Source organism: Nocardioides endophyticus, assembly GCF_039543845.1.
In the GTDB taxonomy this organism is placed as follows: domain Bacteria; phylum Actinomycetota; class Actinomycetes; order Propionibacteriales; family Nocardioidaceae; genus Nocardioides; species Nocardioides endophyticus.
This window is the reverse complement of the sequence record NZ_BAABKN010000004.1, coordinates 140,530-163,258: the sequence shown is the minus strand read 5'-3', so window position 1 is coordinate 163,258 and position 22,729 is coordinate 140,530. Positions and strand designations below refer to the sequence as shown.

Genomic DNA, 22,729 nt, shown 5'->3' with positions numbered 1-22,729 from the left:
AGGTGGAGGCTCAGCGGCTGACGCGTGCCGCGGCAGCCTCCCAGTCCCCGCTGTTGGGGGCAGAGCGGGGGCGCGGCAGGAAGGGGCGTACGTCGTGGGTGCGCCGGATCAGCGCACGCATCGCCGCCAGGTCGGGCAGGTCGGCGCCGAGGGCGCGCGCCTGCACCAGGCCGTTGCCGAGCGCGGCCGCCTCGGCCGGCCCGGCCAGCACCGGTACGCCGAGGGCGTCGGCAGTGAGCTGGCAGAGCAGGGAGTTCTGCGAGCCGCCGCCGACGAGGTGTACGACGTCGACATCGCGACCCGCGAGGGAGGCGGCGAGCCGGATGTTGCGCCGGTAGGCCAGCGCCAGGCTGTCCAGGATGGTCCGGGTGATCGCAACCGGCGTCCGCGGGATCGGCTCGCCGGCCTCGCGGGCCAGGTCCTGGATGCGGGTGGGCATGTCTCCGGGGGTGAGCAGCCGCGGGTCGTTGATGTCGACCACGGTGCGCAGCGCCGGAGCGTCAACAGCTGCGGCGAGCAGGGCCGGCAGGCTCGCGTCGGTCAGCCGCTTGTCGGCCCAGGTGCGCACCGACTCCGAGAGGACCCAGAGACCCATCACGTTCTTGAGGAAGCGGATGGTGTCGTCCACGCCGCCCTCGTTGGTGAAGTCGGCTGCGCGGGCCTCCTCCGACAGCACCGGGGTCTCGAGCTCGAGGCCGACCAGCGACCAGGTGCCGGAGGAGATGAAGGCGAAGCTCTCCTCGCCCGCGGGCACGCCGACGACGGCCGAGGCGGTGTCGTGGGAGCCGACCGCGATGACCGGGACGTCCGCCAGGCCGACGTACTCCCCCACCTCGGGCAGCAGCGGACCGACCACCGAGCCCGGGTCGCGCAGCTGCGGCAGGATCGCCCAGGGCAGCCCGAGCCGCTTGGCCAGGTCGATCGCCCACTCGCGGGTGCGTACGTCGTACAGCCCAGTCGTCGACGCGTTGGTGCGCTCGGCGCCGGCCTGTCCGGTGAGCCAGAAGCTGAGCAGGTCGGGCAGGAGCAGCATCCGCTCGGCCGCCTCCAGCGCAGGCGAACCGATCTCGGACACCAGCTGGTAGACGGTGTTGAACGGCAGCTGCTGCAGGCCGGTGACGTCGTACAGCTCGGTGTCGGTGACGGTCTTGCGCACCTGGGCAGGTACGCCGTCGGTGCGCGGGTCGCGGTGGCTGCGCGGGTTGGCGAGCAGCCGGTCGTCGCAGTCGAGCAGGCCGTAGTCGACCGCCCACGAGTCGATGCCGATGCCGTGCAGCCGCCCCGTGCGGGCGACCTCCCGGATGCCGGTCAGCACCTCGCGGTGGATGCCGAGCACGTCCCAGTAGAGGTCACCGTGGACCGGCACCGCACCGTTGGGGAAGCGGTGCAGCTGCTCCAGGTGCAGCGTGCGGGCGCCGACCCGGCAGGCCATCACCCGCCCGCTGGTGGCGCCGAGGTCGACCGCAGCGACGCGGATCGGCTCTGCCGAACGAGGAATCATCGCAGGAAGGCCGCGGCCACGCCCGCGTCGACCGGGATGTGGAGGCCGGTGGTGTGGCTGAGCTCTGCGGTGCAGAGCACGTAGACGGCGTTGGCGATGTTGGCCGGGAGCACCTCGCGCTTGAGGATCGTGCGCTGCGCGTAGAACTTGCCGAGGTCCTGCTCCTCGACGCCGTACACCGCGGCGCGGTTGGCGCCCCAGCCGCTGGCGAAGATGCCAGAGCCCTGGACGACGCCGTCGGGGTTCACGCCGTTGACCTTGATGCCGTGCTCACCGAGCTCGGCCGCGAGCAGGCGGACCTGGTGGGCCTGGTCGGCCTTCGCGGCGCCGTACGCGACGTTGTTGGGGCCGGCGAAGATCGAGTTCTTCGAGGAGATGTAGACGATGTCGCCGCCCAGCTCCTGCTCGATCATCACCTTGGCCGTGGCCTTCGAGACCAGGAACGAGCCCTTGGCCATCACGTCGTGCTGGAGGTCCCAGTCCTTCTCGGTGGTCTCCAGGAGCGAGCGCGACAGCGACAGTCCGGCGTTGTTGACGACGAGGTCGACGCCACCGAAGGCGAGGACGGCCGCGTCGACCATGGCCTGCACGGCGTCGGCGTTCGAGACGTCGACCTGGACGCCGACGGCGACGTCGGCCGTGCCGATCTCGGCGGCGGCCGCCTGCGCCTTCTCGAGCGAGAGGTCGCCGATGACGACGCAGGCGCCCTCAGCGGCGAGCTTCTCGGCCGTGGCCTTGCCGATGCCGGACGCGGCACCGGTGACCAGCGCGACACGGGTGGCGAGCGGCTTGGGCTTCGGCATCCGCTGGAGCTTGGCCTCCTCGAGCGCCCAGTACTCGATGCGGAACTTCTCCGCCTCGTCGATGGGGGCGTACGTCGAGAGGCCCTCGGCGCCGCGCATCACGTTGATGGCGTTGGTGTAGAACTCGCCGGCCACGCGGGCGGTCTGCTTGTCCTTGCCGTAGCTGAACATGCCGACACCGGGCACCAGCACGATGAGCGGGTCGGCGCCGCGGATGGCGGGCGACTCCGGGGTCGCGTTGCGGTCGTAGTAGCCCTGGTAGTCCTCGCGGTAGGAGACCGCGAGCTCCTTCAGGCGCGCGATCGAGTCCTCGACGGACGCGTCGGCCGGCAGGTCGAGGACCAGCGGCTTGACCTTGGTGCGCAGGAAGTGGTCGGGGCACGACGTGCCGAGCTCGGCCAGCCGCGGGTGCTCGGCGGCGGCCAGGAAGTCGAGCACCACATCGGTGTCGGCGAAGTGACCGACCATCGGCCGGTCCTGGGACGCGATGCCCCGGATCGTCGGCGCCAGCGCGGCGGCCTTGGCGAGGCGCTCGGCCGCGGGCAGGGCGCCGTACCCGTCGAGAGCGGGACCGAAGGGCTCCGCCTTGCTGTGCTCCGCGATGTACGCCGCGGCGGTGTCGATGATCCACAGCGAGCTGGCCTCGGCCTCCTCGCTGGTGTCGCCCCACGCGGTGATGCCGTGACCGCCGAGGATGCAGCCGATGGCCTGCGGGTTCTTGGCCTTGATCTCGGCGATGTCGAGACCGAGCTGGAAGCCCGGACGACGCCACGGGACCCAGACGACCTTGTCGCCGAAGATCGTGGTGGTGAGCTGCTCACCGTCGGCGGCGGTCGCGATCGCGATGCCGGAGTCCGGGTGCAGGTGATCGACGTGCGCGGCGTCGACGAGGCCGTGCATCGCGGTGTCGATCGACGGCGCGGCGCCGCCCTTGCCGTGCAGGCAGTAGTCGAACGCCGCGACCATCTCGTCCTCGCGCTCGACGCCGGGGTAGACGTCGACGAGGGCGCGCATCCGGTCGAGGCGGAGCACGGCCAGACCGGACTCCTTGAGGGTGCCCAGGTCACCGCCGGAGCCCTTGACCCAGAGGAGCTCGACGTCCTGGCCGGTGACCGGGTCGGTCTCCGTGCCCTTGGCCGAGGTGTTGCCGCCCGCGTAGTTGGTGTTCTTGGGGTCGGCGCCGAGGCGGTTCGACCGAGCGATCAGCTCGGCTGCTGCGCTGTTGAGGGTGCTCACGTTCAGTTCCATCCTGCCTGGGTGCCGCCGATGCGGTCCGCTTCGATCTGCTCCTGGTAGCCGCTCTCGAGGAAGGCCCGCATCGGGTTGGCGGGCAGTCCCCGGCCCTCGCGCCACGCGGCGAGGTCGGCGCGGACGTCGGTGTAGAAGGCGTCCATGAAGATCTCGTTGGCCAGCAGGACGTCGCCGTCCTCCTGTGCCTGGGTCAGCGCGTCACGGTCGACGAGCAGCGCGCGCGCCGTCATCTCCTGCACGTTGAGGACCGACCGGATCTGGCCGGGGATCTTCTTCTCGATGTTGTGGCACTGGTCGAGCATGTAGGCGACGTCGCTGTCGGGGCCGAACGCGCCGCCCCGGATGCACTCGAAGAGGATCCGGAAGAGCTGGTAGGGGTCGGCCGCACCGACGATCAGATCGTCGTCGGCGTAGAAGCGGCTGTTGAAGTCGAACGAGCCGAGCTTCCCGAGCCGGATCAGCTGGGCGACGATGAACTCGATGTTGGTGCCCGGCGCGTGGTGGCCGGTGTCGAGGCAGACGAACGCACGGTCGCCGAGGGCGCTCACGTGGGCGTACGACGTGCCCCAGTCCGGGACGTCGGTGTGGTAGAACGCCGGCTCGAAGAACTTGTACTCGAGCACCAGGCGCTGCTCCTCGCCGATCCGGTCGTAGATCGTCGCGAGGCTCTCGGCCAGGCGGTCCTGCCGACCGCGGATGTCGCCCTGGCCCGGGTAGTTGGTGCCCTCGGCCAACCAGATCTTGAGGTCACGCGAGCCGGTGGCGTTCATGACGTCGATGCACGCGAAGTGGTGGTCGATCGCCTTCTGCCGCACGGCCTTGTCGGTGTGCGTCAGGGCGCCGAGCTTGTAGTCGTCGTCCTGGAAGGTGTTGGAGTTGATCGTGCCGAGCCCGACGCCGAGGTCCTCGGCGTACGAGCGCAGGGCGTCGAAGTCGTCGACCAGGTCCCACGGGATGTGCAGGGAGACCTCGGGCGCGAGGCCGGTGAAGCGGTGCACGGTCGCGGCGTCCGCGATCTTCTCCTGCACGGTGCGCGGGGTGCCTGGGGTGCCGAAGACCTTGAACCTGGTGCCGGAGTTGCCATAGGCCCAGGACGGAACTTCGATCGCCTGGCCCTCGAGCAGGGGCGCGATCTCGCTGAACGTCGTCATCTCACATCACTTCTCGTACGTCGTTGTGTCGGCAGCGTTGTCGTCTGCGGGGATGAGCTGGTCCTCGAGGTGGAAGACCTCTTCGAGGAGCAGGAAGCCCTCGTCGGGCGTGCGGCCGTCGATACCGGTGAAGAACTCCGCCATCTCGGCCTGCCAGCGGGCGTTGACCTCGGTGCGGGCCATCGCGGCCTGCGCGTCCTCGATCGAGGCGGGCGTCTCGACATAGCCGATCAGCAGCCCGTCCTCGCGGAGGAAGAGGGAGTAGTTGTGCCACCCGTTCTCGTGCAGCGCTCGGACCATGTCGGGCCAGACCGCGGCGTGCCGGGTCTTGTACTCCTCGATCCGGTCGGGCCGGACCTGGAGCTGGAAGCAGGCGCGAGGCATCGGTCCGCTCCTTCCCCGACGGTGGCGGTGGTGGTGTTGCCGGCCGACCTCGGCGAGGTCGGGGAGGCCGAGATCGGCCGGCAAGTTGGGTGGTGTTGCGAGTTCTACGACTGGGTTTCGAGACGGGTTACGCTCAGGTCAGAAGTCGAAGTCGTCGATGTTGTCGGCGTTGAAGACGTACGGGTCGCCGAGCAGGACGGTGGCGTCACCGTCGACGGTGAACTCACCGAGGTCGCCGGCCTCGAAGGTGTCACCCTCGTCGCCCTTGATGTCGCCGGCAGCGAGCGCCTTCGCGGCGAACGCGGCCAGGTAGCCCAGGTCCTCGGGGTTCCACAGCGCGAACGCGGTGACGGTGCCGTCGTTGACGTACTCACGCATCTGGTTCGGGGTGCCGAGACCGGTCAGCGCGACCTTGCCCTTGGCGTCCGAGGTCGAGAGGTAGCGAGCAGCGGCCGCGATGCCGACGGTGGTCGGCGAGATGATGCCCTTGAGGTCCGGGTGGGACTGCAGGAGCGCAGCGGTCTTGTCGAACGACGTCTGGTCGTCGTCGTCGCCGTACACGGTGTCGACGAGCTTGATGTCGGGGTGGTTGTCGGCCAGGTCCGTCTTCATCAGGTCGATCCACGCGTTCTGGTTCGTCGCGTTCGCCGCGGCGGACAGGATCGCGACCTCGCCCTTGTCACCGATCTGGTCGGCGATCAGGTCGACCTGCGCCTTCGCGATGCCCTCTGCGGTGGCCTGGTTGATGAACAGGTCGCGGCACTCCGGGTTGGTGTCGGAGTCGAACGTGACGACCTTGGTGCCGGCGTCACGGGCCTCGTTGAGGGCGTCACAGATCGCCTCGGGGTCGTTGGCCGACACGACGAGCGCGTTCACGCCCTGCTGCGCGGCGGTGTTGATGAACTGGACCTGCGCGTCCGGGGACGCGGTGTCGGGGCCGACCTCGTCGAAGGTGCCACCGAACTCCTCGACCGCCTTCTTGCCACCCTTGCTGCTGGTGTCGAAGTACGGGTTGCCGAGGTTCTTGGGCAGGAACGTGACAGTGGTGTTGCTGCCGCCGCCGTCGCCCCCGCTGGCGCCATCGCTGCCGCCCTCGCTGTCACTGCCGCATGCCGTCAGCGCCAGGCTGGCGACGAGCGTCACCGCGGCCAGGGCGGAAAGCCGCCGGTTCCGAACCTTCATGGTGCTCACCTTTCGTTGGTGCTTTCACTGGCAGCAACCGCGGGCCGGTGCTGACCTGTCTCCGAGCTGGGGGGACCGCCTGCGCGTCCGCGTCGTGCCCAGATCTGTTGGGCAGCGGCGACGAGGCTGGTCGAGATCACCGAGAGCACGAGGAGCGTCCCGATGACGATGTTGATGACGTTGACGGTCTCGCCCTGCAGCCGCATGGCGCTGGAGATCACGCCGATGAGGACGACGCCTGCGACGACGCCGTGCAGCGCTCCGCGTCCGCCGAAGATCGAGACGCCTCCGAGGAGGACGGCCGCGATCACCTGCAGCTCCATGCCGTTGGCGTTGTCGCCGCGGGCGCTGCCGAATCGCAGCGTGAAGTAGATGCCGGCGAAGGCGGAGACCGCACCCGCCATCACGAACAGCAGGAACTTGGTCCGCTCGACGTTGACGCCGCTGAAGTGCGCGGCCTCGTCGTTCAGGCCGATCTCGTAGACGCCGCGGCCGAACGACGAGAAGTGCAGCAGCCAGGCGAACAGCACCAGCAGCACCACGAACGGGATCAGGATCATCGGGTACGACGAGCCCTCGGCGATCCGCTCCTTCGCCAGGTCGGTCCACTTGTCCGGGAAGTCGGTGATCGCCTTGGTGCCGAGCAGGCCCTGAGCGATGCCGCGATAGAGCGCGAGCGTGCCGATCGTGACGGCCAGCGACGGGAGCCCGACGTACGCCACGAGGAAGCCGTTGAAGGCCCCGCACAAGGCACCGACCAGGATCGCGATCAGACCGGCGACCGGGATCGACAGGCCGGCGTCGGCGTGGAGCAGGCCGACGAGGGCGCTGCTGAGTCCCACCACGCTCGCCACCGACAGGTCGATCTCGCCGGTGATGATCACCAGCGTCATCGGCAGCGCGATCAGGAGGATCGGCGCGATGTCGAGGAAGAGGTAGTAGAAGGTCAGCGGGCCGTCGAAGTTCGGCACGTTGTTGTTGGAGTAGAAGATGACCGCCACGAGCAACGCGATCACCGCGAACTCGCGGGTCAGCAGGACGCGGCGCCACAGCGGCGTCGAGTACGCCGGGTAGGTACGCGTCGCGCGGTCGGGCCGGTCGAGGGTGGTGGTGGTGCTCATCGCGCGGACCTCGTCTCTTCACGGGCGGCCACGAGTCGTCGTTCTTGTCGGGCCGAGAGGACCCGGTCGAGCACGACCGCGGCGATGATCAGGGCGCCGACGACGGCGCGCTGCCAGAAGTCGGAGATGCCGACGACGGGGAGCGCCCGGTTGATCGTCACCAGGAGGAAGGCGCCGATCGCGGCGCCCCAGACGGTGCCGGAGCCACCGAAGATGGCGACACCGCCGATGACCGCGGCGCCGACGGCCTGGAGCTCCATCCCGAGCCCGGCACCGGAGCTGACCGTGCCGTAGCGCGCGACGTAGACGACACCGGCCAGACCGGCCAGCGCACCGCAGAGCACGAAGGCGCCGATGATGCGGCGGCGTACGGGCAGGCCGTAGAGGACCGCGGCGTCGGGGTCGGAGCCGATCGCGTAGAGCTCGCGGCCACCGCGGGCGGTGTAGACGTAGTAGCCGACCGCGGCCAGCACGACGAGGCCGACGATCGTCAGCACCGGGATCGTCAGGATCTGCTTGGTGCCGAGCTCGAGGAAGTCCTTGGGCATGTCTCCGGCGTTGATCCGGTCGCTGCCGGCCCAGCTGAGGAAGATGCCGCGGTAGATGTAGAGCGTGCCGAGGGTGATCACCAGCGCCGGCACCTTGAAGAAGGCGACCAGCACCCCGTTGACCAGGCCGAGCACCGCGCCCATCAGCATGCCCGCGATGACCACCACGATGATCGGGAGGTTGGGATGGTCCACGAAGAGCTTGCCGGTGAAGTACGCCGTGAGGCCGAGCGTCGAACCGACCGAGAGGTCGACGTTGCGGGTGATGATCACGACCGTCTGGCCGATCGCGAGGATCAGCAGCAGCGACGGCGTCAGCAGCAGGTCGCGCCAGCCGTTGGACGTGAAGAGGAAGTTCGGGTTCTTGATCGTGGTCAGGGCGACCACGAGGACGAGCACCGCGCCGACCGCGATCTCGCGGGAGCGGAGCAGCTCACCGACGATCCGCTTCGCGGGCGAGACCGCGCTCGGCTGGACGAGGAGCGTGTCACTCATGCCGTCACCTCCTCGTTGATGTCGGTGGCGTCGTGGTGGATGGAGGCCGTGGCGGCGTGCATGACCGCCTCGGGCGTGGCGTCGTCGCGGGAGAGCTCCGCGGTGATGCGGCCCTCGCAGACGACGAGCACGCGGTCGGCCATGCCGAGCACCTCGGGGAGCTCGGAGGAGATCATCAGGATCGCGAGGCCCTGGCCGGCGAGGTTGGAGAGCAGCCGGTGCACCTCGGCCTTGGTCCCGACGTCGATGCCGCGGGTGGGCTCGTCGATGATCAGCAGCTTGGGCTCGGTGGCCAGCCACTTGGCGAGCACGACCTTCTGCTGGTTGCCGCCACTCATCGTGGTGGCGTGCATGTCGAGGGCGCTCGTCTTGACCTCGAGGCGGGCGGCCCACGGGCCGGCGGCACGGTTCTCGTCGCGGTTGGTGAGGACGCCGGCGTGGGTCAGGCCGCGCCGGATGATCGACGCGACGTTGCGCGCCACGGAGGCGTCGGTGACCAGGCCCTGCTTGCGGCGATCCTCCGGGACGAACGCCATGCCGGCACGGATCGCGGCCCGCGGCGAGCGCGGTGAGACCGGCTTGCCGTCGAGGTAGACCGAGCCGGCGTCGTACTTGTCGACGCCGAAGACGGCCCGTGCGATCTCGCTGCGGCCGGCGCCGACGAGTCCCGCCAGGCCGACGATCTCGCCGGCTCGGACGGTGAAGCCGACGTCGTGGAAGGTGCCGAGCGAGGACAGGCCGTCGACCGCGAGGACGACGTCGCCGATCTCGGCCGGGGACTTGGGGAAGAGGTTGCCGACCTCGCGACCGACCATGCGGGACACGATCTGCTCGACCGACGTCTCGGCGACGGCGTCGGTCGAGACGTACTCGCCGTCGCGCATCACGGTGACCATGTCGCAGAGGGCGAAGACCTCGTCGAAGCGGTGGGAGATGAAGACCAGGGCGCGACCCTCGTCGCGCAGGCTGCGGGCGACCGCGAAGAGCCGGTCGACCTCGACACCGCTGAGGGCCGCCGTCGGCTCGTCCATCACCAGCACGCTGGCGTCGAGCGAGATGGCCTTGGCGATCTCGATGATCTGCTGGTCGGCGATGGACAGGCCGCGAGCCGGTCGGCGCGGGTCGATGGCGACACCGAGGCGCTCGAAGAGGCCGGCCGCCTCGGCGTACATGGCCGACCGGTCGATGCGGCGAGAGCGACCCACTGGCTGGCGGCCCATGAAGATGTTCTCGGTGACCGAGAGGTCCGGGAAGAGGGTCGGCTCCTGGTAGATCACGGCGATGCCGGCGGCCTTGGACTCCGCGGTCGAGCCGAAGTCGACGTCCTGCCCGTGAAGGCGGACGACGCCGGAGTCGCGGCGGTGCACGCCGGCGACGATCTTGACCAGGGTCGACTTGCCGGCGCCGTTCTCGCCCACGAGCGCGTGGATCGAGCCGCGGGCGACCGCGAGGCTGCCCGACCGCAGCGCGACCACCGATCCGAACGACTTGGCCACGTCGCGCAGCTCGAGGGCCGCGTCCTGGGGCCTCTCGGTTGCGGTTCCGGGCATGGTTGCTCCTTCGTGAGAATTGGATCGAGGTCGAATTGAAAGGTTTCAACGTCGATGTTCGGTACCGTAGGTGACTGCAATCACAGACGTCAACTGCTTCCGCGAAATCCCTGCGTAACGGTCCGGACACGAAACCCCTGCCGCGGGGGGCGGATCCCCCTCTAAGGTGTCTGCGTTGATCGTTTCAGCAAGCATCCGGGGAGGGCGAGTCGATGCCGCATCGCGAGCCGGGCGCGCGCAACGCCTCGGTCAAGGACGTCGCCGCGACCGCCGGCGTCTCCCTGGGCACGGTCTCCAACGTCCTCAACCGCCCGGACCGGGTCAGCCCGGAGACCCGCGAGAAGGTCCAGCGGGCCATGCTCGAGCTGGGCTTCGTGCGCAACGAGTCCGCCCGGCAGCTGCGGGCCGGCTCCAGCCGCACCCTCGCCTACGTGATGCTCGACGCCGCGAACCCCTTCTTCACCGACGTCTCGTCGGGCATCGACGCGGCGGCCGAGGAGGTCGGCCTCTCCCTCGTGCTCTGCAACAGCCGCAACTCCGGCGAGCGTGAGCGGTCACACCTGGCCCTGCTCGAGCAGCAGCGGGTCCAGGGCATCCTGGTCACCCCGGTCGACCCGGAGTCCTCGGCCCTCGAAGAGGTCGCGCGGCGCGGCACGCCGGTCGTGGTCGTCGACCGCACGCGCTCCGACCAGGCCTTCTGCTCGGTCGCCGTCGACGACGTCCTCGGCGGCAGGCTGGCCGTCGAGCATCTCGCCGACCGCGGCCACACCCAGATCGCGTACGTCGGCGGCCCCGCCCACCTCGGCCAGGTCCGCGACCGCCTGCAGGGCGCCCGGGAGGCCTGGGCCGCTGCGGGCCAGCCGGAGGACTCCCTGACCTGGATCGAGACGGCCGCGCTGACCGTCGCCGAGGGGCGGGAGGCCGGCGCCCGACTGGCCGGCATACCGGCCCGCAGGCGGCCCGCCGCCGCCTTCTGCGCCAACGACCTGGTCGCGCTCGGGCTGCTCCAGCACGCCATCTCCTCCGGCGTACGAGTGCCGGAGGACCTGAGCATCGTGGGGTATGACGACATCGAGTTCGCCGCCGCCGCCGCCGTACCTCTCACCTCGGTGCGCCAGCCGCGGCAGCTGCTCGGACGCACCGCCGCGGAGCTGGTGCTCGACGAGGCCAGCAACCCCAACCACACCCACCGACAGGTGCTCTTCACCCCCGAGCTGGTCGCCCGGTCCTCGACGCAGGGGTAGCCGCAGATCAGCGCGGACGGCGGTGCTGCGCAGCCAGTCGCACGCCGGCGTTGGGGGCGCCGTAGCCGTCGTAACCGCCGCGGCGCTGGACGACCTCGAAGAACACCCCGCCGACCGTGGCGGTGTAGAAGTGCGTGAAGTCGCCGGTGGCGTCGCGGTCGTGCAGCAGGCCGAGCTCGGCCATGGCCTCGACCTCGGACGAAGACAGGTCGAAGCGGGCCATCAGGTCGTCGTAGTAGTTGGTCGGGATCGCCAGCGGGACGAGACCCCGATCAACGGCTCGTCGGGCGACGGCCGCCACGTCGTCGGTCGAGAACGCGACGTGCTGGGGGAAGCCGCCGGCCTGGTCCCAGGCGAGCGGGGCGACGTTGAGGGCAAGCCGGCAGGAGCCTGAGGCGGATCGGACGACCTGGCTGCGGACCAGCCCGTTGGGCGCCGCGATCTCCTGGCTCGCCGCCGGAGTGAGCCCGAGGACGCTGCTGTAGAACAGCACCGCCTCGTCGAAGCACTGCCACGGCTCGGCCAGGTTGACGTGGTCAATCCCTGTCAACAGAGGCGGTGTGGGCTCCTGACCGCCGTCGAACTCCGGCACCCACGCGGCGTCGCCGGACGACACCGGTCCGAGGAACACCTCGGTACCGTCGGGGGCGCGGAAGGCGGGGAGCTCCTGCTCGTTGGCGAGCGTACGGCGGTAGACCGTCGGCGCCTGCAGTGCCCGCGCCCGGGCGGCCGACACCGCTGGGTCGGCGACCTCGAAGCCCACGGCCGCGAGCGACGGCGACTGGTTGCGCGCGTGCTGCTCGTTGCAGACCACCCGCGCCGGGCCCTCGGTCCAGAGCCGCGCATCCTTGCTGCGGTGCCGGCCGCGGAAGGTGAAGCCGAGCTGCCCGAGCAGCACGTCGGCCTCGCCGGTGTCCTCCGCTCGCACCTCGACGAAGTCGAAGCCGGCGGGCTCGGCGACGGCAGGCAGCCGGCGGGTCTCGACGAGATCCTCCAACCAGGTCAGGGATCTGCGCGCCTGACGGGCGGTGCGCACGACGTCGGTCTGCCGGAAGACGTCGTTGAAGACCTCGAGCGACAGCGGCCCGTCGTACCCGGTGCGCAGGACGTGGCCGACGAAGGCGCCGAGGTCGAACGCCCCCTCGCCGGGGAAGAGCCGGTGGTGCCGCGACCACGACAACACATCCATGGTCAGCGCCGGGGCGTCGGCGAGCTGGAGGAAGAAGATCTTCGAGCCCGGGATCTCCTCGATCTCCGCGGGGTCGTGGCCCCGGGACAGGATGTGGAAGCTGTCCAGGCAGAGGCCGACCGCGTCATGGTCAGCGAGCTCGACGATCCGCCAGGAACGCCGGTAGTCGTCGACGTACCGGCCCCACGCCAGAGCCTCATAAGCGAGCCGTACGCCGGCCGCCGCGGCCGCATCACCCAGTCGGCGCAGCTGCGAGGCCGACACCTCGTCGTCGTCGACGGTCGCCGTGCCGACGTTGCTGCACACCAGCATCGTGTCGATGCCGAGCCGCTGCATCAGGGCGAACTTCGAGCGCGCGCGGTGCAGCACCCGGACGAACTCCTCCTCGCTCACCCCCTCTGCGTCGCGGAACGGCTGGTACAGGTCGAGCGACAGGCCCAGCCGCGCCGCCAGCGCCACTATCTCCTCGGGGCTCGACGGCGAGGCGATCAGGTCGGGCTCGAAGACCTCGACCCCGTCGAAACCCGCATCGGCGGCGGCGTGCAGCTTGTCGGTCAGCGTGCCGCTCAGGCAGACGGTGGCGATCGAGGTGCGCACGACGTCACTCCACCGGCGCCGACGGCGTCAGGACCCGGGCCGGGTTGAGCACCATCAGCTGGTGCACCTGCTCCTCGGTCGCGCCGCCGGCGAGCAGAGCTGGCAGCACCCGGCGGGAGATGTTCTCCATGTTCCAGCGGGGCACGTTGGCCGCCCGCCACGACGGCGGTGTCACTCGACTGAAGAACGCGGCGTCGTGCGACAGCACCATCCGGTCGGCGTACCCCTCCTGCAGCAACGTCAGCACGGTCGCGATCCGTGCGGAGTCCGGGAGCACGTGCTCCATCCCGAACCGGTCCATCCCGATCGTCGCGCCTGCATCCATCAGCTCGCGCAGGTAGTCGAGGTCCTCGGAGTCGCCACAGTGCCCGATCACCAGGCGGTCCGGCGCTACTCCACGCGACACGAAGAACTCGAGCTGGTCGCGCCCGTTCCGCGAGGGCGCGTGGGTATGGGTGGTGACGGGCACGCCGGTCCGTCGCTGCGCGGTCGCGGCTGCCTCCATCACCCGGCGTACGTCGGGCGTGATCCCTTGCTGGTCTGTGACGACCTTGAGCATGCCGGCCCGTACGCCGGTGTCGGCGATGCCGACCTCGATGTCGCGGACGAAGAGCTCGACCAGCGGGTCCGGGCCGCCGACGAGGCGACCCGGACCGTGCGTCTGGAAGTACGCCGGCAGCACGTCGGCGGTGTAGTAGCCGGTCGACGCGACCAGCTGCACGCGGGTGCGCTCGGCCACCCGGCGTACCCGGCCGACGTCGCGACCGAGACCGAGCACGGTCAGGTCGACGACTGTGTGGACCCCCAGCTCCCACAGCCGTTCGAGCCCGCCGACAGCGGTCTCGATCGCGACGTCCTCGTCCCACTCGGGATGAGGGAGGTTGAGGTCCAACTCCGGGTGACCGACGAACACGTGCTCGTGGATGAGCGTCGTGCCGAGGTCGTCCGCGGAGACCGGCCCCCGGAAGGTCGAGACCGTCACGGAGCCATCACTGGGCCTCGCTGCGTACAGCCTCGTAGACGGCCAGCTGCTCGTCGTCGAAGTTGTCACGGAGGTAAGCGTCGGCCTGGCTGCGGAAGGCCTCGACGTCGACGTCGTCGACGACCTCCATGTCGCCGTTCGCCTCCCACTCGGCGAGGGTCTTCTCCTCGTCCTCGGTGACACAGCCGGGCACCTGCGCCTCGGCCGCGTCGACGGCCTTGGTCAGGGCTTCCTGCTGCTCCGTCGAGAGCTCGCCCCACGGGTCGGCGCCGATGATCACCAGGTTGGAGTTGGCCTGGTGATCGGACATGCTGATGTAGTCCTGCACGTCCTGGAGGCTGGACGCCGCGATGTTGGTGATCGGGTTCTCCTGGCCGTCCACCGTGCCCTGCTGCAACGCGAGGAAGAGCTCCTCGTACGCCACCTCTGTCGCGTCGGCACCGAGCGCCTTGGCGTTCATCAGGAACTGCGGGGAGTTCGGGAACCGCATCCGCAGGCCGTCGAGGTCTTCGGGGGACCGGATCGGGACGTTGGCGGTGAACTCCCGCATGCCGGCCGACCACGCGCCCAGCGTGTGCACGCCGGTCTCGTCCTCGAAGCCCTGCAGCAGATCGTTGGAGGCATCGCTGTCGAAGAAGCGGGCGAGGTGCTCGCCGTCGTCGAAGGCGTAGGCCGCGTCGAGGACCGCGACCGGCTCGTAGACGGCACCGAGCGCCGAGGCGCCCTGGATGTCCATGTCGATGTCACCGGAGACGACCGAGGCGATCCGGTCGGCGTCGCCGCCGAGCTGGCTGGCCGCGAAGATCTCGACCTTCACCCCGACGTCAGCCTTCTCCATCTCGTCGGCGATGACCTGGGCGCCGCAGCGGTGCTGAGGCTGGGTCTCGGTGTAGCTGTGGGCGAGCTGGAGCGTGACGTCGCCGCTGGACTCTCCGCCGCCGCCTTCGCTGTCGTCGCCGCAGGCCGCGAGGGCCATGGGGACCGCGAGGATCGTCGCTGCCAGTGCGGCGCTCCTCCTCTTCTTTCTCGCTGCCATCATCGATTCCTCTCTCGGGTGGTGTCCCCGGCCGCGGACTCAGCCGCGACCAGCTCGTCGAAGTCGCGGAGCATCGCTCCACGGTCGGCCGGGCGGCCGGTGATCAGCTCGAACGCATCGGCCGCCTGGTGCACGGCCATCCCGGCTCCGCTGAGCACGGCGCACCCGGCCGCGCGCGCGGCGTTGAGCAGTGCGGTGTCCAGCGGGCGGTAGACGATGTCGGCGAGCCACAGGTCTCGGCGCAGCAGTTCGGCCGGGACCGGCGACCCGGGGTGCGAGGCCATGCCCATCGGGCTGGCGTTGACCAGTCCGGACGCGCCACGGACAGCTTCCGCCAGCCCATCGTCGCGCGCGAGCTCGACGGTCGTCGACTGGTCACGCAACGTGGCAGCGAGGGCCGCGGCCCGGTCGCCGTCGGGGTCGACGACGAGCAGCCGGCGTACGCCGAGATCGGCGAGCGCGTGCGCGACCGCGGTGCCGGCACCTCCGGCACCGATGAGCACCACGCGGTCGCGATCGGCGTCGGGCAGCCCATCGGCGAAGGCTCGGCGGAAGCCGCTCACATCGGTGTTGTGACCCTCGGTCCGGCCATCGCGGATCAGCACGGTGTTGAGAGCGCCGATCGCGCCGACGGCCGGGGCGACCGCGTCGACCAGTGGCACCATCGCCTGCTTGACCGGGTGGGTGACGTTGAGCCCGTCGAAGCCCAGCTCGATCGCCCCGGCCAGCAGCCGCTCGAGCCGGCTCCGGTCGACGTCGACATCGGGCTGGTCGATGACCTTGTAGACGTAGCGCAGCCTCTGGCGTTCGGCCTCGCGCTCGTGCAGCTCCGGCGTCAGCGACGGGCCGACGCCGTGGCCGATCAGCCCGGTCAACCAGGACCGCTGCTCCGCGGCGCTCACAGGCCGAGCCTGTCGGGAAGGTAGAGGATCGCGTCGGGCCAGAAGATGATCGCGAAGCACAGCAGGGTCAGCGGCACCAGGAAGGGCAGCGATCCCCAGAAGACCTCGGCCATCCGGGCCTTGGTGATCGCCTGCAGCACGAAGATCACCGTCCCGACCGGCGGCGTCAGCAGGCCGATCATCTGCGACAGGATCATCAGCACACCGAGGGCGATCGGGTCGACGTCGTACTGCAGCGCGATCGGCAGCAGGATCGGCACGGTCAGAGTGAGCACGGCGATCGCGTCGAGCGCCGTGCCGAGCACCATCGAGAGCGCGAAGACCAGGAGCAGGAAGACCGTCGGGTTGCTGGTGATGCCGAGCATCCACTCCGAGATGTCCTGCGGGATCCGCTCCTTGGCGAAGACGTAGCCCAGCAGGTTGGCCGACGCGACGATCAGCATGATGCTGCCGGTGGTCAGCGCGGCCTCGACCAGCACCTTGGGCAGGTCGCGGACCTTCAGGGTGCCGTAGGCGAAGCCGAGGAGGAGCATGTAGAGCGCGCCGACGGCCGCGGCCTCGGTCGGCGTGACGTAGCCGCCGAGGATGCCGCCCAGGATGATCACCGGGGCACCGAGCGGCGCGATCACCCGGCGGCCGGTGACCCACACCCGGTCCCAGCTGAACTGGGTCGACTGGATGTTGGGCATCCGGCGGACCCAGAGGAAGACCACGATGCAGAGCCCGATCGCCATCAGGAAGGCGGGCACCACCGAGGCAGCGAAGAGCGCACCGGTCGAGACGCCGGCGAGACCGGCGTAGATGACCGCCGGGATGCTCGGTGGCATCACCGGCGCGATCAGCGACGACGAGCCGACGACGCCGAGTGCGAACGGACGCGAGTACCCCGCCTTCATCATCGCCGGGATCTCGACCTTGCCGAGCGCTGCGGCGTCGGCGACGGCGGAGCCGCTCATCCACGAGAACCCGAGGCTGACGCCGACGCTGACGTAGCCGAGGCTGCCGCGCACGCGACCCAACAGGGCGAGGGCGAAGTCGAAGAGACGGTCGGCGATGCCGGCGTGGTTGGCGATGCAGCCGAGGAGGATGAAGAGGGGTACGGCGAGCAGCGGGAAGCTGGCCGTGGAGTTGGCGACCAGGCGCAGCGCCAGCCCGACCGACTGGTCGGTGGTGGTCATGTAGACGAGGCACGGCCCGAAGAACGCGAAGGCGACGGGGACGCGGATCACCAACAGCGCGGTGATCAGGAGGCAGAGGACGAGGACACTCATGCTGTCGGCATCTCCACGTCGTCGTACGTCGGCTCCGGAGCGCCGTAGACGGCGTACTGGCCAGCGGCTATCAGCGAGCGGACGACCACGCTGACGAAGCCGATCATCGAGACGGCGTACAGCCACGACATCGGCATCTGCATCGCCGGGGACTTCAAGATGCCCTGGGTCTGGGTCAGCTCCCAGGCTTCGAGGCAGAGGCCGACGCCGATTGCCGCGACGATCAGGCAGGAGACGACGCGAACGACGCGGCGCATCAGGTCGCCGGGCACCATGTCGATCATCTCGATCGAGATGTGGGAGTCGCGGGTGACCAGGACGCCGGCGGTCACGAAGGTGAGCCACACGAGGCTGAACCGGGCCAACTCGCCCGTCCACGGCCACCCGTCGATCGGCAGGTAGCGCTGCGCCGCCTGGAGCAGCACCAGCCCGAAGATCAGCAGCAGGGCGGCCACGCCGAGGGTCAGCTCGATCGCGGTCGCCACGCGGGCGATCCGGTCGAGCCAGGGCGGTAGTCGGCGCCGGCCGTCGTCAGTGGTCGTTGTGTCGGCGGTCACAGCGGGGAACGTACGGAGGTCTGGCAACCGACGGCAAGGGGTTGCCATGTTGTTGCCAGATCGAGTTGGCTGGCCACGTGTCCGGACCCACCATCTACGACGTCGCCGCCGCCGCCGAGGTCGCGACCTCGACCGTCTCGCGCGCCTTCTCCCAGCCCGGGCGGGTGTCCGCGGCCACCCGCGACCGGGTCCTGGCGGTCGCGGCCGAGCTCGGGTACCGCCCGAACCCGCACGCGCGAGCCCTGCTCTCCGGCAAGCACCACACCGTCGCCATGGTCGTCTCCGACATCACGAACCCGCACTACTTCGAGCTGATCCGGGGTGCCGAGATGCGCGCCCGGGTCTCCGAGTACACCCTGCTGCTGGTCAACGCCGAGGAGTCGCCTCGGGTCGAGTGGGAGCAGATCCAGCGACTCGCACCCGCCGTCGACGGCTTCATGCTGTCGGCCAGCCGGCTGCCGGACGAGAACCTCCTCCAGATCGCCGCGCAGCGGCCCGTCGTGCTCGTGAGTCGCGAGCTGCCCGGCATCGCCAGCGTCGTGCTCGACCACGTCGAAGGATGTCGCCAGATCGTCTCGCACCTGGCCTCACTGGGACATCGCGACCTCCTCTACCTGGCCGGCCCGCGCAACTCCTGGATGGCGGGCACCCGCTGGGCCGCGCTCCAGACAGCGGCCGAGCAGGCGGGCGTCAGCGTGCGCCGGATCGGGCCGTTCACACCCAAGGTCAACCAGGGCGGCGCGGCCGCGGACGCCGCACTGAACGCCGGCGGCGCCACCGCTCTCGTCGCCCACAACGACCTGCTCGCGATCGGCGTGCTGCAGCGGCTCGCGACCCGCGGCGTCCGGGTGCCCGACGACGTCAGCGTGGTCGGCTTCGACGACATCTTCGCGGCCGACGTCTGCACTCCCGGCCTGACCACGCTCGGCGGCGCGCACGTCGACGTCGGTCGCGCTGCCGTGGAGCTGCTGCTCACCGCCGGGTCGCGCGCCCCCGAGGACCAGCCGCGCGTCGCGCTCCCCACGGAGCTGGTGCTGCGCGGCTCGACGGGCGCGACGACCTAGTCGAGGAGACGCCGTACGCCGGCGCGCGACAGCAGGAGACAGACGACGAGCAGGGTGACCGACACGAACCCACCCAGGCTCACCCGGGCACCGAAGACCACGTCGACCAGCCCGAGCACCGCCAGCTTGCTGCCGGCCGCCACGACCCAGACCAGCAGGCCGGCGGCGACCTTGCCCGGCCGGGTCTCGGCCGCCTTGAAGCGTGCGATGACCCGGCCCTTGAGCACGAGCACCAGCTCGAGCGCGACCTTGAGCAACAGCGCCGTCAGCAGGGAGAGCGTGAACCCCTCACTGATGACCGCCGGCAGGTACTCGACGGCGAGGTTGAGCACCACGACGTACACGAAGAAGTCGACGACATCGCTGGGGTGTGCGCGCAACCAGCGCCTGATCGTCACGCACCGATGGTGGCAGATCGGGCGAGCTCGGAGAGCGATGTCCTCCACTCGCTCGGCTACGCCCTCCGCCACTAGCCCGGGATGACGAGCTGCTGCAGCGCCCAGCGGTTGCCGTCGGGGTCCTCGAAGTAGACGAAGCGGCCCCACGGCTGGTCGTCGACGCCCTGGCAGTCGATGCCGCGGTCGCGCAGCTCGGCGAGAGCCGCGTCGGCGTCCGCGACGACGACCTGGATGTACTGCGACGAGCCCTGCGGCATCATCTCGAGGCCGAGGCCGAAGCAGATGGAGCAGGCCGAGCCGGGCGGGGTGACCTGGACGAAGCGGAGCTCCGGCGTGACGGTCCGGTCGTGGTCGACGCTCCAGCCGAGACCGTTGCCGTAGAACTCCACGGACCGGTCGACGTCCTGCACGGCGAGGGGGATGAGTTCGATCTTGTAGTCCATGTCGCGAGCCTACGAGCCAATCAGGTCAGTTCCTGACCGCTCCGGAAGCGAATTTTCGGCGTACGCCGGTGGCAGGGTGAGGCCCATGGACGACCCCCTGAACGCCAGAGACCTCGACGAGCGGCTGGCTCGGCTGTCGCTCGAGCGCAAGGTCCGGCTGCTGACCGGCGCCACGATGTTCACCCTCCGCGGCGACGAGGAGATCGGGCTCGAGCCGATGGCGTTCTCGGACGGTCCGACGGGGGTGCGCGGGCTCGACTTCACCGGCGGGCCGCTGACCTGCCTGTTCCCCAACGCGACCCTGCTCGCGTCGTCGTGGCGCACCGAGACCGCCGAGGAGGTCGGGCGGCTGCTCGCCGAGGAGGCGGAGCGGCAGAGCATCCACGTGGTGCTCGGGCCGACGGTCAACCTGCACCGCACCCCGTTGGGCGGACGGCTCTTCGAGGCCTACTCCGAGGACCCGCTGCTGACCGGCCACCTTGCGGCGGCGTACGTCTCAGGTCTGCAGTCACAGGGCATCGGCGCCTGCGTGAAGCACTTGGTCGCCAACGAGGCCGAGACCGACCGGCACGGCGTCGACAGCGTGGTGGACGAGCGGACGCTGCGCGAGCTCTACCTGCTCCCGTTCGAGATCGCGGTCGACGACGCCGACCCGTGGTCCGTGATGGCGGCGTACAACAAAGTCAACGGCATCGCCGCGACCGAGCAGGGACCGGTCAACAACGGGATCCTCAAGGGCGAGTGGGGCTGGCTCGGGTTGCTGATGTCGGACTGGTTCGCGACGCAGACGGCAGCGCCCGCGGCCAACGGGGGCCTCGACCTGGTGATGCCCGGGCCGACCGGACCCTGGGGTCCTGCCCTGGTCGCGGCCGTCGAGGCAGGCGAAGTCGAGGAGGCCGTCATCGACGACCACCTGCGTCGGCTGCTGCTGCTCGCGTCCCGGGTCGGCGCACTCAACGCGCCCCGCGCCTGGCGCACCGACCTGCCCGAGCCCGGCGGCGCCGTACGACGCGAGCAGCTGACGCGACTCGCCGCCGAGGGCATGACCGTGCTCGCCAACGACGGCTCGCTGCCGCTGGCTCGCGGGGCATCCGTGGCCTTGATCGGCCGACCGGCGCTGGAGACCACCTGCATGGGCGGTGGCTCGGCGTCGGTGCGCGCGCCGCACCAGGTGAGCATCGCCGACGGGCTGACCGAGGCGATGGACGGCGTGACGGTCGTCGACGGAGTGGCGGTCCGAGCCCGCGTCCGGGCTGGGCAGTTCAGCATGCGGGTCCGGATGTACGGCGAGTCCGGGGCGTTGCTGTCCGACCACGTGTCGGAGGAGGCGAGGACGGTCGGCTTCATGCCCGACCAGGAGCTCGCGGAACCCGTCACCAGGGTCGTGATGTCGGCGACCGTGCCCGGCGGCGCGAGGCGGATCGGGGTGCTCGCGGTCGGTCGCGCGACGGTCACGGTCGGCGAGGCGTCGTACGACGTGACGCTGGAGTCCGAGTCCGACGACATCGGCGGCGACTTCCTGCGCCCGCCCGGCTGGCAGACCGACGTCGTGCTCGACGGGCCGACGGAGCTGGTGGCCGACGTGACCCTCGGCGGTTGGGCCGGTCTCGGACTGGTCGCCGAGCCCACTCCCCCGACCGACGATGACGCGATCGCGGCAGCCGTGGCCGCCGCCTCGGCCGCCGACATCGCGGTCGTGGTCGTCGGGCTGACCGAGGAGCAGGAGACCGAAGCCTTCGACAAGTCCACCCTCGCCCTCCCGGGCCGCCAGGACGAGCTGGTGTCCGCGGTCGCCGCCGCGGCCCGCCGTACGGTCGTCGTCGTCAACGCCGCCACCCCCGTGCTGATGCCGTGGGCCAGCGAGGTCGACGCCATCCTCTGGGCCGGGCTGCCCGGTCAGGAGGGCGGGCACGCTGTCGCCGCCGCCCTGCTCGGCGACATCGAACCCGCCGGCCGCCTCGTCACGTCGTTCCCCGCCGCCGACGGCGCTTCACCGGCGTGGGGCGTGGCCCCGACGGCCGGGAAGCTGGCCTACGAGGAAGGCGTCTTCGTCGGCTACCGGGGGTACGCCGCTAAGCGGGCGCCCGCGCCGGCGTACTGGTTCGGGCAGGGGCTGGGCTACGGCGACTGGGAGTACGGCGAGGTCACCCTCGCCGACTCAGTCGTCTCCGTGGACCTGACCAACGTGTCCGCGCGGGCGTCGCGGGAGGTCGTGCAGGTCTACCTGCAGCCCACCGAGGACGACCAGCCGATCCGTCTGGTCGGCTTCTCGACGGTCTCCCTGGCGCCCGGGGAGACCCGCAGCGTCGAGGTCGCCTGCGACCCCCGCGCCTCGCGCACCTGGGACGACGGCGCCTGGCGCCCGCTCACCGGCGGACGGCTCCTCGTCGCCCGCGGGCTCGGCGACATCCGCGGCGAGGTCCCCGTGCCGACCGGCGACCTCGAAGCGATCCTCGCGGAGCTGGTGGGGCGTCCGCTCGACGAGGCGTCTCAGGTGGTGACCGACGCCGGCTGGCAGGTGCGCACGTTCGCCCCCGGCTCGATGCTGACCATGGACTACCGCGAGGACCGGATGAACCTCGAGCACGAGGACGGCACCGTGACGCGGGCCTTCGTGGGCTGAGCATCGGCGTACCGTGCCGAGCATGGACCGCACCAGCGCTCAGGAGTGGCTCGACCGGTACGTCGCGGCGTGGCGCAGCTATGACCCCGCCGCGATAGGCGCACTCTTCGCCGACGACGTCGCCTACCGCTACCACCCCTACGACGAGCCGATCCTCGGTCGCGACGCGGTCGTCGCGTCCTGGCTCGGCGAGGACGCCCAGGACGTCGCGTCGAGCAGGGACGAACCCGGCACCTTCGATGCGTCGTACGCACCGGTGGCGATGGACGGCGACACGATGGTCGCCCAAGGCACGACGACCTATCGCAAGGTGCCCGGCGGCCCCGTCCACCAGGTCTACGACAACTGCTTCGTGATGCGGTTCGACGATCGAGGACGGTGCCGCAAGTTCACGGAGTTCTACGTGTTGAGGCCTGAATCCGACTGACGCCCTGGTG

Annotated in this window: 20 protein-coding genes; 4 read left to right on the top strand and 16 right to left on the bottom strand. The window is 70.4% G+C overall.

Features of this window, described 5'->3' with window-relative positions:
* Positions 1-10: 10 nt before the first annotated feature.
* The 8 genes from ABEA33_RS01890 to ABEA33_RS01855 all read right to left on the bottom strand — a co-directional run bounded on the left by ABEA33_RS01890 (position 11) and on the right by ABEA33_RS01855 (position 9,986).
* Positions 11-1,501 carry a rhamnulokinase gene (locus ABEA33_RS01890; RefSeq protein WP_345524837.1) on the bottom strand — a complete coding sequence of 497 codons (1,491 nt, stop codon included), beginning with the start codon at positions 1,499-1,501 and terminating at the stop codon, positions 11-13.
* Entirely contained in the window at positions 1,498-3,540 is a 2,043-nt protein-coding gene (locus tag ABEA33_RS01885; RefSeq protein ID WP_345524836.1) for a bifunctional aldolase/short-chain dehydrogenase, read from the bottom strand. The genes ABEA33_RS01890 and ABEA33_RS01885 overlap by 4 nt, the downstream gene beginning before the upstream one ends.
* 2 nt (positions 3,541-3,542) lie before the next feature.
* Entirely contained in the window at positions 3,543-4,706 is a 1,164-nt protein-coding gene (gene rhaI, locus ABEA33_RS01880; RefSeq protein WP_345524835.1) for an L-rhamnose isomerase, read from the bottom strand.
* Between the two features lie 6 nt (positions 4,707-4,712).
* Positions 4,713-5,090 (bottom strand): L-rhamnose mutarotase, encoded by a 378-nt coding sequence (locus ABEA33_RS01875; protein WP_345524834.1) that lies wholly within the window; start codon positions 5,088-5,090, stop codon positions 4,713-4,715.
* Between the two features lie 138 nt (positions 5,091-5,228).
* Positions 5,229-6,272 (bottom strand): rhamnose ABC transporter substrate-binding protein, encoded by a 1,044-nt coding sequence (gene rhaS / locus ABEA33_RS01870; protein WP_345524833.1) that lies wholly within the window; start codon positions 6,270-6,272, stop codon positions 5,229-5,231.
* Between the two features lie 5 nt (positions 6,273-6,277).
* Entirely contained in the window at positions 6,278-7,393 is a 1,116-nt protein-coding gene (locus ABEA33_RS01865; RefSeq protein ID WP_345524832.1) for an ABC transporter permease, read from the bottom strand.
* The gene (locus tag ABEA33_RS01860; protein WP_345524831.1) at positions 7,390-8,436 is read right to left on the bottom strand and encodes an ABC transporter permease; all 1,047 of its coding nucleotides are present in this window, start codon (positions 8,434-8,436) and stop codon (positions 7,390-7,392) included. Before ABEA33_RS01860 ends, ABEA33_RS01865 begins: the two co-directional genes overlap by 4 nt.
* The gene (locus tag ABEA33_RS01855; protein WP_345524830.1) at positions 8,433-9,986 is read right to left on the bottom strand and encodes a sugar ABC transporter ATP-binding protein; all 1,554 of its coding nucleotides are present in this window, start codon (positions 9,984-9,986) and stop codon (positions 8,433-8,435) included. The genes ABEA33_RS01860 and ABEA33_RS01855 overlap by 4 nt, the downstream gene beginning before the upstream one ends.
* Positions 9,987-10,198: 212 nt before the next feature.
* Between ABEA33_RS01855 and ABEA33_RS01850 the strand changes: the two genes are divergently transcribed.
* Positions 10,199-11,230: a LacI family DNA-binding transcriptional regulator gene (locus tag ABEA33_RS01850; protein ID WP_345524829.1), complete on the top strand. Its 1,032-nt coding sequence runs from the start codon at positions 10,199-10,201 to the stop codon at positions 11,228-11,230.
* A gap of 7 nt (positions 11,231-11,237) precedes the next feature.
* Here ABEA33_RS01850 and ABEA33_RS01845 read toward each other — a convergent pair whose 3' ends face one another.
* From ABEA33_RS01845 to ABEA33_RS01820, 6 genes are read right to left on the bottom strand one after another with little or no spacing between them, the layout of a single operon-like run.
* Complete coding sequence (locus tag ABEA33_RS01845; protein ID WP_345524828.1) at positions 11,238-13,016, bottom strand: bifunctional sugar phosphate isomerase/epimerase/4-hydroxyphenylpyruvate dioxygenase family protein; 1,779 nt, start codon at positions 13,014-13,016, stop codon at positions 11,238-11,240.
* A 4-nt stretch (positions 13,017-13,020) separates the two neighbouring features.
* Entirely contained in the window at positions 13,021-13,998 is a 978-nt protein-coding gene (locus tag ABEA33_RS01840; RefSeq protein WP_345524827.1) for a phosphotriesterase family protein, read from the bottom strand.
* A gap of 7 nt (positions 13,999-14,005) precedes the next feature.
* Positions 14,006-15,034, bottom strand: a complete 1,029-nt coding sequence (locus tag ABEA33_RS01835) for a DctP family TRAP transporter solute-binding subunit (RefSeq protein WP_345524826.1) — start codon at positions 15,032-15,034, stop codon at positions 14,006-14,008.
* Positions 15,034-15,936 (bottom strand): shikimate dehydrogenase, encoded by a 903-nt coding sequence (locus ABEA33_RS01830; RefSeq protein ID WP_345524825.1) that lies wholly within the window; start codon positions 15,934-15,936, stop codon positions 15,034-15,036. The genes ABEA33_RS01835 and ABEA33_RS01830 overlap by 1 nt, the downstream gene beginning before the upstream one ends.
* Positions 15,933-17,207, bottom strand: coding sequence for a TRAP transporter large permease (locus tag ABEA33_RS01825; RefSeq protein WP_345524824.1), 1,275 nt, complete (start codon positions 17,205-17,207; stop codon positions 15,933-15,935). Before ABEA33_RS01825 ends, ABEA33_RS01830 begins: the two co-directional genes overlap by 4 nt.
* Positions 17,204-17,764 (bottom strand): TRAP transporter small permease, encoded by a 561-nt coding sequence (locus ABEA33_RS01820; protein WP_345524823.1) that lies wholly within the window; start codon positions 17,762-17,764, stop codon positions 17,204-17,206. Before ABEA33_RS01820 ends, ABEA33_RS01825 begins: the two co-directional genes overlap by 4 nt.
* Positions 17,765-17,841: 77 nt before the next feature.
* Here ABEA33_RS01820 and ABEA33_RS01815 point away from each other — a divergent pair, with 77 nt between their 5' ends.
* Positions 17,842-18,828: a LacI family DNA-binding transcriptional regulator gene (locus ABEA33_RS01815; protein WP_345524822.1), complete on the top strand. Its 987-nt coding sequence runs from the start codon at positions 17,842-17,844 to the stop codon at positions 18,826-18,828.
* On the opposite strand, the gene ABEA33_RS01810 is transcribed toward ABEA33_RS01815, so the two are convergent.
* Both ABEA33_RS01810 and ABEA33_RS01805 read right to left on the bottom strand, forming a co-directional pair.
* Positions 18,825-19,226, bottom strand: a complete 402-nt coding sequence (locus ABEA33_RS01810) for a hypothetical protein (RefSeq protein WP_345524821.1) — start codon at positions 19,224-19,226, stop codon at positions 18,825-18,827. The genes ABEA33_RS01815 and ABEA33_RS01810 overlap by 4 nt on opposite strands.
* Before the next feature lie 71 nt (positions 19,227-19,297).
* On the bottom strand, positions 19,298-19,669 hold the full coding sequence (locus ABEA33_RS01805) for a VOC family protein (protein ID WP_345524819.1): 372 nt from the start codon (positions 19,667-19,669) through the stop codon (positions 19,298-19,300).
* An 85-nt stretch (positions 19,670-19,754) separates the two neighbouring features.
* Between ABEA33_RS01805 and ABEA33_RS01800 the strand changes: the two genes are divergently transcribed.
* Both ABEA33_RS01800 and ABEA33_RS01795 read left to right on the top strand, forming a co-directional pair.
* Complete coding sequence (locus ABEA33_RS01800; protein ID WP_345524818.1) at positions 19,755-22,292, top strand: beta-glucosidase family protein; 2,538 nt, start codon at positions 19,755-19,757, stop codon at positions 22,290-22,292.
* Positions 22,293-22,314: 22 nt separating this feature from the next.
* Positions 22,315-22,719 (top strand): nuclear transport factor 2 family protein, encoded by a 405-nt coding sequence (locus ABEA33_RS01795; protein ID WP_345524817.1) that lies wholly within the window; start codon positions 22,315-22,317, stop codon positions 22,717-22,719.
* The last annotated feature ends 10 nt before the right edge of the window (positions 22,720-22,729 follow it).